The organism is Blastococcus sp. SYSU DS1024 (assembly GCF_054050795.1).
Genome location: NZ_JBJHAA010000005.1, coordinates 171,772 through 185,306 on the forward strand (window position 1 = coordinate 171,772; position 13,535 = coordinate 185,306).

The window sequence follows — 13,535 nt, forward strand, 5'->3', positions numbered from 1 at the left end:
GGCCTCCGCAGCGGCGACGCGTCCGAGGCCCAGGTCACCAGAAGCCCCGCGGCCGGCGACCGAGAGGACTTCGTCGTTCCGGGTCGGTCGTCGGCGCGCTTGCCGCGAAGCGAGTGCGCCCAGGTCCCACCGCAAGGCCGCGGTCTGAGGCCCGGGAGGCTGCGCTCCCGGGCCTCCGCTCGCTCAGGGGCCGGCGAAGACGCCGTCGCCGAGGGCCTCGGTGCGACCGGGGGCGGGTTCGGCGTAGCGACCGGCCTCGTGGCGGGCGACGACGAAGTGGTGCACCTCGTCGGGTCCGTCGGCCAGGCGGAGGGTGCGCTGGCTGGTGTACATGTCGGCCAGCGGCGTCCACTGCGACACCCCGGTGGCGCCGTGGATCTGGATGGCCTGGTCGATGATCTGGCACACCTTCTCCGGCACCATCGCCTTCACCGCCGAGACGTAGACGCGGGCCTGGGCGTTGCCGAGCACGTCCATCGCCTTGGCGGCCTTCAGCACCATGAGCCGGCAGGCATCGAGCTCGATGCGCGCCCGCGACACCGTCTCCATGTTCTTGCCGAGGTTCAGGATGGGCTTGCCGAACGCCTCCCGGAACTTGCCCCGGCGGATCATCAGTTCGAGCGCCTTCTCGCCCTGGCCGATGGCGCGCATGCAGTGGTGGATGCGCCCGGGCCCCAGGCGCACCTGGCTGATCTCGAAGCCGCGGCCCTCGCCGAGGAGCATGTTGGAGGCGGGCACGCGCACGTCGGTGAACCGGATGTGCATGTGGCCGTGGGGGGCGTCGTCGCGGCCGAACACGCGCATCGGGCCGAGCACCTCGACGCCGGGGGTGTCCATCGGCACCAGGATCTGCGACTGCTGCGCATGCACCGGCGCGTCGGGATTCGTCTGGCACATGACGATCATGATCTTGCAGCGAGGGTCTCCGGCCCCGGAGATGTAGTACTTCTCGCCGTTGAGGACGTACTCGTCTCCGTCGCGCACCGCCTGGAGCCGGACGTTCTTGGCGTCGGAGCTGGCCACGTCGGGCTCGGTCATGGCGTAGGCCGAACGGATCTCGCCGTTGAGGAGGGGCGCGAGCCACTGGGCCTTCTGCTCGGGGGTCCCGACGCGCTCGAGCACCTCCATGTTGCCGGTGTCGGGGGCCGAGCAGTTGAGCGTCTCGGAGCCGAGCGGGTACTTGCCGAGCTCGACGGCGATGTAGGCGTAGTCGAGGTTGGTCAGGCCGCCGACCTCGGAGTTGGGCAGGAAGAAGTTCCACAGCCCGGCCGCCTTGGCCTTGTCCTTGGCCGCCTCGAGCGCCTCGAGCTGACCCGGGGCGTACGTCCACGGGTCGGCGCGTCCCTCGCCGAGCCGGAAGTACTCCTCCTGCATCGGCGCGACGACGTCCTCGAGGAACCGGACGACGCGGTCGAAGAGCGGCCGAGCCTCCTCGCTCATGCGCAGGTCGAACAGCTCCGTTGGCTCAGCGGTCTGCATCAAGTGCCTCTCTCAGCTGGAACGTGCGGCGGCCGGGGGATCCTCAGCGGGAGCGCCGCGAGAAGCGCAGCGACGTCAGGTTCCCGGCAGAACGGGACCCCGAGCGTGGCATAGCGGGTGGTCGCCGCTCGAACCGGTCGAACTCCTCGAGCGAGGGAGGTTCCTCCACCGACGCCTGCCGCGCCTACGCCGGCGTGGCAGCCAGGCGATTCGCAGGCCTGAGATGCTGCAGCGGGGGAGTCCAGGCAGTTCGACGACCCCTACCTCGCCACGTGGGAGGCGTGGGAGATCGAGGACTGGCTCCGGGTGGCCGCAGGCGGGCGTCCCGGTGGTCGAGGCTCCCAGCGAGGACTCGGAGGAGCTGCTCGTCTTCACCGGAGTCAACCTCGGGTTCAGCATCGGCGCGAGAGGGCGAGACCCTCGTTGTGCGTGTGCACCTGTCCCTCGAATCGGTGCGGGTCGGTCCGGGGTCAGGGGAGGAGGCGCCCTATGACTTCAACGGCTACAGCGTGCCGATCCGGGTGAGGCACGGCCAGTTGCTCGCCGCCGCACAGGCGTGGGACGAGGACAACGGGCCGTCCCCCGAGCGATGGACGCTCGGCGCCAGCCAGGGTCGGCGGGACCCTCCACGAACGACCACAGGGCGCCCACGCCGTGGCGCCCTGTACGCGCAGCACTGGCGTGAGCCAGTGATCGTGTGTCCGAGGGCGACTCGCTGCATGCGCACACGGTTCCAACCCGTTGGCTGAGGTCGTCACTCGCCCGGAACCAGGCTGTCACGGGCGAGGTCGAGGACCTCCGCCACGGCCAGTCGGCTCCCCGCGGCGAACAGCTCGTCGAACCGTGCAGGACCAGTCGCCGCGCGCACTGCGTCCGCCAGGTCGCCGTCCCCGCGCATCGACGCGTACACCTGCAGTCCCGCGCGACGGCGCAGGCCGTCGGTCGCACCGGCGAGCAGCCCGGCCCGCTCGTCGGCCCCGTCGGCGAGGGACAGCGCGGATGTCCCTGCCAGCGCCAGGCAGAGGCAGTGCGTGCTGTGCCCGGACTCGCTGAGGTCGAGTGCCTCGCCGAGGAGAGCGCGGGCCTCGTCGAGATCGCCTCGGCCCATCGCGAGTCCGGCCAGGACCACCCTCGAGACGGCAGCCAACCAGGGAGTGTCGAAGCGACCCGCCAGATGCTGCGCCTCGGTGGCGTGGCGCAGGGCGTCGTCGGAATCGCCGAGGGCGGCCTCCACGGATCCGGCGGTGACGAACGCCAACCCTGTCCACATCGGCTCGTCGAGACTGCGCAGCCGGTCGAGGGCGGTGCGCAACCCCCTCCGGGCGCCGTCCAGGTCGCGGACGAGTGCCGCGGCCCAGGAGAGGAGCAGTCGCGACACGGCGTCCAGGTACGGGTCCTCGACCTCGCCGAGCAGCGCGGCCAGCCGCTCGCCGGTCGCCCGGACGGCCGTCGCGTCGCCGACCTCCAGGGCGGAGACCAGGGCCGTGCTCAGCAGCTCCGCCCGCGAGGCTGCAGGCAGGGCGTCCTCGGTCGGCAGCAGCTCGGCCACCCAGGAGCGAGCCTCGCCGATGATCATGTCCCCGAGGCCCAGGAACGGCCAGAGGACCCGGAACGGCGACAGCACCCGGAACAGGCGGGGGAGCGGTGCCGGATCGTGGGCGAGGTGCCAGCGCACCGCGGTCACGATGTTGTCGCTCTCCCGGACGAGGATCTCGGCGCACGCCCGCTGGCGGAAGCCGCGCAGCGGCCGATCGGCGCTCTCGGCGAGCGCGCGGTAGTGCTCGGCGTGGCGGCGACGCACCTCGTCGACGTCGGACCGCGCCGCCAGCCGTTCGGCGACGAAGGCGCGCACGGGGTGCAGCATCCGGGGGCGCGGCCCCGTGGGCCTCGCAGCGACGTGGATGAGGCTGTGGCGGGCCAGGCTCTCGGTCAGGTCCAGCGCCCGGTCCTCGTCGAGGTCGGCCACGTGGGCGGCGGCCGCCAGGCTCCAGCCGTCGGCGAACACCGCCAGCACCTCGAGCAGCGACCGCTCGGCGTCGTCGAGCATGCCGATGCTCCACTCCACCGCCGCCCTGAGGGTGCGCTGCCGCTCCGGGTGATCGGGCGTGCCCGTACCCAGCGTGTCGAGGGAACGGGAGAGCCGGCTCAGCACGGTGCCCGGATCGAGGAGCTGCACGCGGGCGGCGGCCAGTTCGATGGCCAGCGGCAGGCCCTCCAGACGGCGGCAGATCTCCACCACGGCGTGGGCGCCATCCGCTGTCAGCTCGAAGTCGGGCCGTACCGCCCGGGCGCGCTCCAGGAACAGCCGCACCGCGGGGTTCTCCGCGACGTCCGGCAGGTCCGAGGTCTCCGGGACCGGCAGCGGGGGAACCGGGTACGCCTGCTCGGCCTGCAGCCCCAGGACGGTCCGGCTGGTCGCGAGCACCGCGAGGCCGGGGCACCGGGTCAGCAGCTCGGCCAGTTCCGGGCCGGCCGCGACCAGGCGCTCGAGGTTGTCGAGGACGAGCAGCCACCGGTCGTTCCCGAGGAGGTCGGCCAGGGCGGGCACCGGCGAGGTCGCACCGGCGAGGTCGGCGCCCAGTGCCCAGCCGATGCGCCCCACGACGGCGGCGGGGTCGATCAGCTCCGCGAGCGGGACGAAGACGGTGCCGGCGTGGAACCGTTCGCGCAGCCGCTCGGCGGTGGCCAGCGCCAGGCGGGTCTTGCCGATCCCGCCCGGTCCGGTGAGGGTGACCCACCGTCGGCCGGGACGTGAGAGCAGGTCCGCGACGTCCTCGACGGCCTGTTGCCGGCCGACGAGCGATGTCGTGCTCACCGGGAGGGGGGCGGGGGCCAGGACGGACCGGGGGACGGCACGTTCTGACGGAGTGGCCGGCGCAGCGGGTAGCGCCGCCGCTGCGGTGAACCGCTCGCTCAGCAGCTGGGCGAGGTCGTCACGGACCAGCCGGCCCAGTTCGGCGGGGGTCCGGAACCGACGGTAGGTCGCCTCCTGCTGGATCCGGCGGACCAGCTGGTGCAGGCGCGGATCGCGGTCGGGAGCGGGTGCCTTCAGGTACAGCAGCCGCGGCATCCCCCGGGAGAGGTCGAACTCCTCCTCCAGACCGGAGACGTCCAGGCCCGGGACGAGCTGGCCGTACCGCTCCCAGTAGATGCCGAGGAAGACGTCGCTCTGCGCCAGGTAGGCCCGGTACACCTCGCCGGGCGGGCGCACGTGCGCGCCCGCCTCGAACATCACGGAGGTGAGTCGCAGCGCAGCGATGGCGCGGGAGACGGCTCGGCGCTCGGCCGCCAGCTCGCCCAGGGTCGAGCTCACGAAGACGCGGAGCCGCTGGTCTGGTGTCCGGATGCCCGGCATGGGGCAGGCCTCTCGTGGAACGTGGAACGTGGAACGTGGATCAGGGACGGGCAGCGACCATCAGCGCGGCGCGACGCGGAAGACCGGCCAGCCGATCTCCGTCCGCCAGGCCGACGGATCGGCCGTGTCGCGCGGGCCGACCAGGTAGGTCTCCCGCACCGGCCCGGCCACCGCCAGAGCGTTGGCCACCACCCAGGCGCCCAGTTCGCCGTAGGTGACGTCGATGTCGTCGTGCTCCCCGACGTGGGTGGTGACGGCCAGCTCGACGGCCGGCAGGGTCACCGGGTGCACCCGGCCCTGGCGCGGGGGGTGAGCGGTCGGCAGGTACACGAGCACGTGCCCGCGGCCGCGCTCGAACAGGGCGTTGTCGCACAGCGTGCCCGGGGCGCCGGTCGGTCCCTCGACCGCCGCGTCGAGCTCGGCCATGGCCCCCGCGTACCAGGCGAGGACCTCGTCGTGCGCCACCTCGTCCTCCACGGCCGCCACCGTCGTGGCCGCGACCGAGCGCAGCTCCACCTGCAGCGGGGCCGGCTCCGGACGCAGCAGCCGGCGCAGCGAGGCGACCGCTGCCCGCGTGCGCTCGAGTTCGGACTCCAGCCGCAGCAGGTGGTCGGCGACGAGGCCGGCGCGGGTGTGCGGGTCCGGGGAGCGCAGGATCCGCTGGACGTCGGGAAGCGGGACGTCGAGCTCGCGCAGGCGGTGGATGACCTGTGCGGTCGGGATCTGCTCCGCGGTGTAGTACCGGTAGCCGCTCGCGGGGTCCACCGTCGCCGGTTCCAGCAGGCCTGCGTCGTGGTACCGGCGCAGGGTGCGCACGCTCAGGTGGGTCAGCCGGGAGAACTCGCCGATCGCAAGCACGGGTGCACTCTGCACCCTCTCCCGGGGGGAGAGCCCAGCGCTTGACCCTCCCGTGCCGGGAGGCCGCACGGTCGGGGCATGACCGAGACGACCAGCATCCGGCCCGATCAGCTCCCCGCCACGATCCGCGGTTACCTCGCTGCGCACGAGTCCCGCGACGCGGACACCGCGCTGCGCGCCTTCACGCCCACCGCGGTGGTCGTCGACGAGGGCAGGACCTACCGCGGGACCGAGGAGATCCAGCGCTTCCTCTCCAGGGCCGGAGCGGAGTTCACGTACACCACCGCGCTCGTCGGTGCCCAGCGCGTCGACGAGGCGCACTGGATCGCCGTCAACCACCTGGAGGGCGACTTCCCGGGGGGCGTCGTCGATCTCCGCTACCGCTTCACGATGGACGGCGACCGCATCGCCGAACTCGTCATCGCGCCGTGACGACCGGGTCGGGGCAGTCACGCCTCCGGCGCCCCGGTCCCCGTAGAACGTCCCGATGTCGTCGTCGGTGGCCGTGCTCATGGTGGGGCCTCCTCGATTCCGTCGGCGTCCGCGGACCGGAGGAGTCCGTCGGACGAGGTGAGGGGGACGATGCTCGACGAGGGCGGGCCGGCTCCGCATCCGTCATGTGACCGGGCTCGGTGCGCTTTCCGGTCAGCCCGCCGGTGAGGAGCGCGCGGCTGGACCAGCCACGGCTGAGGCGTCTACCGGGGCGGTCCTCGCCTCGCGAGCGGGGGGCGCAGGCCGACGACCGGTCATCCGACGGATGTGCGCGCCCCGGCGCGCGGCGAGCGTTCCCGACATGACCTCGCACCGGGACGACCCGACCACGATCTCGCAGCGCAGGGAGCCGGCCTCGCTCATCGCCGTCCGCCAGCTGGCCGCGGAGCGACGGCAGCTCCGCGACGGCGACGACCGCCTCCTGTCGGCCGCCCGTGTCCGGGCCGCCCGACGGCGGCACCCGGTCGGGCGGGACGGGGCGGGGCGGTGACCCACCGGGAGTGACCTCTCGCTTCGTGAGCAGGTCCTCTCCGGGGACACCGCGGTGCGCCAGGCCCGGCCCAGCGCGGCCCGGGCGGTGACGTGCTACCGGGTGGGCGCTCGGCGCACGGCGCAGACCGGTCTCCCGCCGGCGCTCGATGACCGAGACCGGTCGAGCGCGCGTTCGCAGGCATCGACACGTCGGCGACAGCCGCCGCGCGCATGTCGTGGGCGTATGCGGAATCGGAGACGCCGTGGCAACGACCGGCCGACTGCACTGGGGTCCGTCCACCCGCACCGAGTCCGCGCCGGTCAGCCCGGCGCAGAGGAGTTCGACGATGACGACCACCCACCACCGTCCACCTGCCGGCGGAGCGGGCGCGACGCCCCGGGCGCCGGTTCCGGGCCGACCGAGGGGCCGCCGTCCAGGCCTGCCGGTGCTCGTGGCCGCCGCGGTGGTCCTCGCCGTCGTGGGCGTTACGCTCGGTCCGGCCGAGGCCGTCGCTGGTGCCCGCCGGACCGTGCTGGCCGGCGTCGAAGCACTGCTCGCACCCTGGCTGGACACCGTTCCCCGGCGCCCGGTCGAGGTGCTGGCGAACGTGCTGCTGTTCGTCCCGGTGGGTGCGCTCGCCGCGTGGGTCCTCCGGCGCTCGGGGCCGCTGCTGCCGCTGGTCCTCGGGGCCGCGGCGTCGGCGCTCCTCGAGCTGGCGCAGATCACGCTGCCCGGACGCATCCCCGACGTGGTGGACGTCGCCGCCAACGCGGTCGGCACGGCGTTGGGAGTCGCGCTCGTCCGGGTGCACCTGGCGGCCCGGTCGCGACGTGCGCAGCGACGGCCCCGGCGCGGGCTGCGCGTCGCGCTGGGCTGCGTCTCCGTGCTCGTGGCAGGGACCACCGGGTGCTCGGCAGCCCCATCGGACGGGTCCGCCGACGCGCCGGCACCGGGTGCGCCGACACCGGGCGGGGGAGCCCCGACCGTCGCCGACGGGCTGGTCCCCGAGGGCGAGCAGCTCTCCCCGTTCGCCGACGTCCCGGCGATCACCGGCCTGGACGACGAGCTGCGCACGGCCGTCCAGGACGCCGCCCGGGACGCGGCCGCCGACGGGGTGGACCTCCACGTGTCCAGTGGATGGCGCAGCGCCGCCTACCAGCGGTGGCTCTTCGAGGCGGCGGTCGCCCGGTACGGCAGCCCGGAGGCAGCCCGGGCGTACGTCCTGGGCCCGGACGAGTCCGAGCACGTTACAGGCCGAGCGGTCGACATCGGCCCGACGGACGCGATGAGCTGGCTGGCTCAGCACGGGGCGGACTACGGCCTCTGCCAGACGTACGCCAACGAGCTGTGGCACTTCGAGCTCGCCGTCGAGCGCGGCGGCGAGTGCCCCGCGCCGGCACCCGACGCCAGCGGCGCCTGATCGGTGCCGCCCGCCCACGAGCCGGCCAGCGTGGTCGCGGCCCGGCAGCTCGCCGCCGAGGCGCGTGATCGCCGCGGCACGTTCCCCCGTCCACGTGGGAATCTCTCGCATACACCGCCGATACGTTGCGCTCCCTACGCTGCTCTCGTGCGGGTGCTGATCGCGGAGGACGAGCCCTACCTGGCCGACGCCATCCGGGACGGCCTGCGGCTGGAGGCCATCGCCGCCGACGTGGTGCTCGACGGGGACAGCGCGCTCGAGAGCCTGGCCGTCAACAGCTACGACGTGGTCGTGCTCGACCGCGACCTGCCAGGGACCTCCGGGGACGAGGTCGCCCGGCGGATCGTCGCCGACGGCCACCGGAGCAGGATCCTCATGTTGACTGCTGCCGACCGGCTCGAGGAGAAGGTCCGCGGCTTCGAGCTGGGCGCGGACGACTACCTCACCAAGCCCTTCGCGATGCGTGAGCTCGTGGTGCGCCTGCGCGCGCTGGGCCGTCGCCCGGTCGACGGCGCCCCGCCGGTGCTGGAGTTCGCCGGCCTGACCCTCGATCCCTTCCGCAGGGAGGTCTACCGCGACGGCCGCTACGTGGGCCTGACCCGCAAGCAGTTCGCGGTGCTGGAGGTGCTGATGACCGCGCGGGGCGGGGTGGTCAGCGCCGAGTCGCTGCTGGAGCGGGCGTGGGACGAGAACGCCGATCCGTTCACCAACGCCGTCCGCATCACCATCTCCTCCCTGCGCAAGCGCCTCGGCGACCCGTGGGTCATCCACACCGTGCCGGGCAGCGGCTACCGGGTGGGCGCACCGACGGACGGCGACGACGGCTCGACCGGCTCCGGCCGCCGGTGAGCGCCCGGCTGCGGCTGACCCTCAGCTACGCCGGCTTCCTGCTCGTCGCCGGACTGGCGCTGGTGGCGGTGCTGGTCTCGGTCATCTGGTTCGTGCCCGAGGGCAACCTCACCGGGGCGGGCGGCTTCGTCCCGGACCGCAACGACCTGCTGGCCGCGCTGTGGCCACGGGCGCTCGCGGGGCTCGGCGTGCTGCTGCTGATCGGGCTGGTCGGGGGCTGGTTCCTCGCCGGCCGGATGCTCCGCCCGCTGCACCTGATCCACGCCGTCGCACGGCAGGTCGCGGCCGGCTCGCTGGAGCACCGGGTGCACCTGCGGGGCCCCCGCGACGAGTTCCGCGAACTGGCCGACACCTTCGACACGATGCTCGACCGGCTCCGGGCCGCCGTGGAGGAGCACCGCCGCTTCGCCGCCAACGCCTCGCACGAGCTGCGCACGCCGTACGCCGTGGAACGCGCGATGCTCGACGTGGCGCTCGCCGACCCGGCGGGCGTGGACGTCGAGCGGCTGCTGCGCCGGCTCGACGCGACCAACCGCCGCGGCATGGAGACCGTGGAGGCGCTGCTCTCGCTCGCCGCCCTCGACCAGGGGCGGAACCCGCCACGCACCCCCGTCGACCTCGCCGAGGTCACCGCCGACGTCCTCGCGGACGTGACCACGTTGGCCCAGCCGGCCGGGATCGCCGTCGAGGCGCAGCTGGGGGAGGGGGACCTGGACGGTGTCCAGGGCCTGGTCCGGCAGTTGGTGGCCAACCTGGTGCTCAACGGGGTGCGCCACAACAGCGGCCCGGGCGGGCGCGTCGAGGTCAGCACCGGCACGGCCGCCGACGGCCGGGCCGAGCTGCTGGTGGTCAACACCGGCCCGGTCGTCCCGCCGCAGCTGCTGGCCACCTTGACCGAGCCCTTCGTGCGCGGCGAGGGTCGGACATCCGCCGGCACCTCCGGGGGCGACCACCCCGTACCTCCGGGCAGCGGGCTCGGGCTGGCCATCGTGGCCCGGGTCGCCGAGCTCCACGGGGCGGACCTGGCTCTGGCCGCGCCGCCGGACGGTGGCCTGCGGGTGCGCGTGGCGTTTCCCGCCCCCGGGACCTGACGGACCGGCGCCGTGCACCCTCTCCCGGGGGGAGAGTTCGAGTCTTGACCGTCCCCCGTCGGGAGACCGCACCGTCGGTGCATGGCCGAACCCGACAGCACCCCGCCCGATCAGCTCCCGGCCACGATCCGCGGTCACCTCGCCGCGCACGACGCCCGCGACGTGGACAGCGCGCTGCCCGCCTCCTCGCCCACCGCCGTGGTCGTCGACGACGGCACGACCTACCGCGGGACCGAGGAGATCCGCGGCTTCCTGTCCAGGGCCGGAGCCGGGGCCACGTACGCGAGCACCCTCGTCGGCGCGGAGCGCGCCGGCGCCGCGCACCGGTCGCCACCAAGGACCTGGAGGGCGACTTCCCCGGTGGCGTCGTCGACCTCCGCTACCGCTTCGTGGTGGACGGCGACCTCATCACGGAGCTGGTGATCGCACCCTGACGACCGGCTCGGGCCTGCCCCACCGTCGACGACGGCGTCCCGGAGACGGGGGTGGACGTCGTCGCGGAAGAGGTCGCGACCGAGACGGGGGCCGTCGCGGGAATCGGCACGGGCAGAGCCTTCTGCGGCCCGGGCGGTCCACACCGCGTGAGCGGAGGAGGGCGGAGATCAGCATTGCCCGCCCACGGCACGGCGTGCATAGATCGCATGTGCAGGGCCGGGAACGCACGGGGGTGAGCGGATCGTGATCGGACGGACCGAGCAGCTGGCCGTGCTGACGGCGATGCTGGACTCGGTGTTCGCCGGAGGCCGGGCCGCCGTCGTCTCGGGCGAGGCCGGTATCGGCAAGACCACCCTCGTGGCGGCGCTGTCGGCGCAGGCCCGCCACGCCGGCTTCCGCGAGCTTCGCTGCACCGGGGTGCAGAGCGAGGCGACGGCCGGGTTCGCCGGCCTGCACGAACTGCTCCGCCCGGTGCTCGACGCCGTCGCGGCACTGCCGGCGCGCCAGCGGGCCGCCCTGCGCTCCGCCTTCGGGGAGTCCGACGGACCCGCGGACCGACTGCTCATCCACCTCGCCGTCCTGGGCCTGCTGGAGGAGGTCGCGCACCGGCAGCGGCTGCTCGTGGTGGTGGAGGACCTGCAGTGGCTGGACAGGTCCAGCGGCGAGGCCCTCGAGTTCGTCGCCCGCCGGCTCAGCAACGCCCCGATCCTGATGGTGGCGACGGTTCGCGCCGAGTCCGGCGAACCCACCCCGCTGCCCTCCACCCAGGTCACGCGGCTGCACCTGGGCCCCCTCGACGAGGAGGAGGCCGCCCTGTTGCTGGCCGGTCTCCCGCACCGGCTCGGCGAGCAGGACCGGCGGCGGATCCTCACCGAGGCCGCCGGGAACCCGCTGGCCGTGCGCGAGTTCGCCGCCGCCGTGAGCGCCCGGGACGGCGGTCCGGCCCCGGCGGGCCCGCTGCCGACCACCGCGCGCCTCGAGCGGGCCCTCCTCGCCGGGGTCGACGCCCTGCCCGAGGCCAGCCGTCGGTTCCTGCTCCTCGCCGCGGTCGCGGACGTCGAGACGCTGCCCGAGCTCGTGGCCGCCGGGCGCCTGCTCGACCTGACGCCCGAGGACCTGGCACCGGCTGAGGAGGCCGGCGCTGTCACGCTGGTGGGGGAGCGCGTGCGCTTCCGCCATCCGCTGCTCCGCTCGGCCGTCCGTGGCGCGGCGACCTGGTCCGACCGCGCGGCGGCCCACGCAGCACTGGCGGCGGCGACGCCGGACCCGGGCCGCGCGGCCTGGCACCGCGCGGCGCTCGCCTTCGCGCCGGACGAGACGATCGCCGCCGAGCTGGAGGCGGCGGCTCGGCGGTCCCTGCAGCGGGGGGCGCGGCCCGACGCCGTCGTCACGCTGCGCCGCGCCGCGGCGCTCTCGGCGGAGACCGAGGCCCGGGCACGTCGGCTGATCGCGGCGGCCGTCGCCGCCCGCCAGGGCGGCAGGGCGTGCGACGCCGTCCAGCTGCTGGAGGAGGCGCTGCCCCTCGCGACCACCGCGGACGTCGTCGCCACGGTCGCCTCCACCGAGGTGATGCTCGGCGTCACGGCGGGCACGCCCGTCCGCACCGCCGGCGAAGCCGTTGCGCTGGCGGAGGGGCTGGCGGGCAGCAGCGGCGACGAGCACCCGAGGCAGCGAGCGCAGGTGCTGGTCGGGGCCGCGGCGTGGGCCTGGGTCCAGGGGGTGGACGAGCCGGCGAGGAGCGGGCTCGCCGACGCCCTGAGCGCGGTCGACCCGGAAGGTCGGGACCCCATGGTCGCCATCGGGCTGGCCCTCGTGGACCCCGCCGCCCACGCGGCCCGCGCCCGCGCGGCGCTGCCCGGGCTCACCGGCTTCGTCTCCGACTACGCCTACACCGACCGCACCGAGAACCACCCCGGTAGCAGCGAGCTGGTGCTCGCGGCCGCGCGCATGGCCGAGGCGATCCAGGACCTCGCGGCGGCCTCCAGCCTGTGGGACCTCGGCGCCATGTTCTTCCGCGGCGGCACGGGCGTGCTCAGCGACGAGGCGCAGGTCTTCACCGGGCGCGGTGCTCTCCGGCTGGCGAGCGGCCGACTCGCCGAAGGGCTCGCCGACTCGGCGCACGGAGAACAGCTGGCCAGGGAACTCGACCTGCCGGTCCTGGCCGGCCTCGCGGCGGCCGCCGCCGCGCGGGGGCACGCCTGGTCGGGTGCGGACGAGGCAGCGGCCCGCGCCGGCGCCCGCGCCCTCGAGCTCTCGGGCGAGCAGCCCTCGGCGCTGGTCCGCGCGCTGGTCGCCTGGGCGGCCGGGCTGGGAGCCCTCGGCCGCCGCCGGTACGAAGAGGCGCTGCCGGCGCTGCGCGACGTGTCGGTCCACCCCAGCACCGCGCTGCTGGCCGTGGGGGACCTGACCGAGGCCGCCGTCCGTTCCGGTGCCGCCGCGACGGTCGAACCGGTCGTCGCCGACGCCGAGCGCGTCGCCGCGGCGCTGCGCTCGACGCACCTCCAGGCCCTGGTGCACCGCAGCCGTGCCCTGCTGGCTCCCGGCGCGGAGGCCGTGGAGTGCTTCGAGGCCGCCGTCGAGACCGGTCAGCGGGCGGGCTCGCCGCTGGAACTCGCCCGGAGCCGGCTGGCGTGGGGCGAGTGGCTCCGCCGGCACGGTCAGGTGGTGACGGCTCGCGGGCACCTCGCGGAGGCGCTGCACGTGTTCGACACCGAGGGCGCGGTGCCCTGGGCGGAGCTGGCGGCCGCGGAGCTGCGCGCGGCGGGGGTGGTCCCCAGCCGCAGCACGCCCTCGGTCAGGATCGACCCGGCCCAGGTGCTCACGCCGCAGGAACTCCAGATCGCCCGCCTGGCCGCCAGCGGTCTGACCAACAAGGGGATCGCCGACCGGGTCTACCTCTCGCACCGGACGATCGGGGCGCACCTCTACCGCATCTACCCGAAGGTGGGGGTCACCAGCCGGGCCCAGCTCCGCGACGTCCTGGGTCCGGTCGGAGACTGATCCCGCCCCCGGCCGGCGGGAGCGGTCATCGTACGGATGCGGCACCCGGCCGGTGCTCCCTAGCGTCGGTGCCGCATCCGTCGA

10 protein-coding genes are annotated in these 13,535 nt (G+C 74.7%); 7 read left to right on the forward strand and 3 right to left on the reverse strand.

Annotated elements, in window-relative coordinates; genetic code table 11:
• Positions 1–183: 183 nt before the first annotated feature.
• The 3 genes from ACI79S_RS06975 to ACI79S_RS06985 all read right to left on the reverse strand — a co-directional run bounded on the left by ACI79S_RS06975 (position 184) and on the right by ACI79S_RS06985 (position 5,692).
• Positions 184–1,479, reverse strand: a complete 1,296-nt coding sequence (locus tag ACI79S_RS06975) for an acyl-CoA dehydrogenase family protein (protein WP_456592713.1) — start codon at positions 1,477–1,479, stop codon at positions 184–186.
• A gap of 754 nt (positions 1,480–2,233) precedes the next feature.
• A complete protein-coding gene (locus ACI79S_RS06980) occupies positions 2,234–4,792 on the reverse strand; it encodes an ATP-binding protein (protein WP_456592714.1) in 2,559 nt (852 codons plus the stop codon).
• A 102-nt stretch (positions 4,793–4,894) separates the two neighbouring features.
• Positions 4,895–5,692 carry a MerR family transcriptional regulator gene (locus ACI79S_RS06985; RefSeq protein WP_456592715.1) on the reverse strand — a complete coding sequence of 266 codons (798 nt, stop codon included), beginning with the start codon at positions 5,690–5,692 and terminating at the stop codon, positions 4,895–4,897.
• A 78-nt stretch (positions 5,693–5,770) separates the two neighbouring features.
• Between ACI79S_RS06985 and ACI79S_RS06990 the strand changes: the two genes are divergently transcribed.
• From ACI79S_RS06990 to ACI79S_RS07020, 7 genes are all read left to right on the forward strand, one after another.
• Positions 5,771–6,124 (forward strand): nuclear transport factor 2 family protein, encoded by a 354-nt coding sequence (locus tag ACI79S_RS06990; RefSeq protein ID WP_456592716.1) that lies wholly within the window; start codon positions 5,771–5,773, stop codon positions 6,122–6,124.
• A gap of 361 nt (positions 6,125–6,485) precedes the next feature.
• On the forward strand, positions 6,486–6,674 hold the full coding sequence (locus ACI79S_RS06995) for a hypothetical protein (protein ID WP_456592717.1): 189 nt from the start codon (positions 6,486–6,488) through the stop codon (positions 6,672–6,674).
• Positions 6,675–7,002: 328 nt separating this feature from the next.
• A complete protein-coding gene (locus ACI79S_RS07000) occupies positions 7,003–8,076 on the forward strand; it encodes a VanZ family protein (protein WP_456592718.1) in 1,074 nt (357 codons plus the stop codon).
• A 147-nt stretch (positions 8,077–8,223) separates the two neighbouring features.
• Positions 8,224–8,925 carry a response regulator transcription factor gene (locus ACI79S_RS07005; RefSeq protein ID WP_456592719.1) on the forward strand — a complete coding sequence of 234 codons (702 nt, stop codon included), beginning with the start codon at positions 8,224–8,226 and terminating at the stop codon, positions 8,923–8,925.
• A complete protein-coding gene (locus ACI79S_RS07010) occupies positions 8,922–10,016 on the forward strand; it encodes a sensor histidine kinase (protein WP_456592720.1) in 1,095 nt (364 codons plus the stop codon). Before ACI79S_RS07005 ends, ACI79S_RS07010 begins: the two co-directional genes overlap by 4 nt.
• 81 nt (positions 10,017–10,097) lie before the next feature.
• The gene (locus ACI79S_RS07015; protein WP_456592721.1) at positions 10,098–10,439 is read left to right on the forward strand and encodes a hypothetical protein; all 342 of its coding nucleotides are present in this window, start codon (positions 10,098–10,100) and stop codon (positions 10,437–10,439) included.
• A gap of 255 nt (positions 10,440–10,694) precedes the next feature.
• Positions 10,695–13,451, forward strand: coding sequence for a helix-turn-helix transcriptional regulator (locus tag ACI79S_RS07020; RefSeq protein WP_456592722.1), 2,757 nt, complete (start codon positions 10,695–10,697; stop codon positions 13,449–13,451).
• Positions 13,452–13,535: the final 84 nt, after the last annotated feature.

Coding starts and splice junctions, on each gene's coding strand:
- ACI79S_RS06990 (WP_456592716.1), top strand. CDS start 5,771: ATGACCGAGACGACCAGCATCCGGCCCGATCAGCTCCCCGCCACGATC.
- ACI79S_RS06975 (WP_456592713.1), bottom strand. CDS start 1,479: ATGCAGACCGCTGAGCCAACGGAGCTGTTCGACCTGCGCATGAGCGAG.
- ACI79S_RS07000 (WP_456592718.1), top strand. CDS start 7,003: ATGACGACCACCCACCACCGTCCACCTGCCGGCGGAGCGGGCGCGACG.
- ACI79S_RS06995 (WP_456592717.1), top strand. CDS start 6,486: ATGACCTCGCACCGGGACGACCCGACCACGATCTCGCAGCGCAGGGAG.
- ACI79S_RS07015 (WP_456592721.1), top strand. CDS start 10,098: ATGGCCGAACCCGACAGCACCCCGCCCGATCAGCTCCCGGCCACGATC.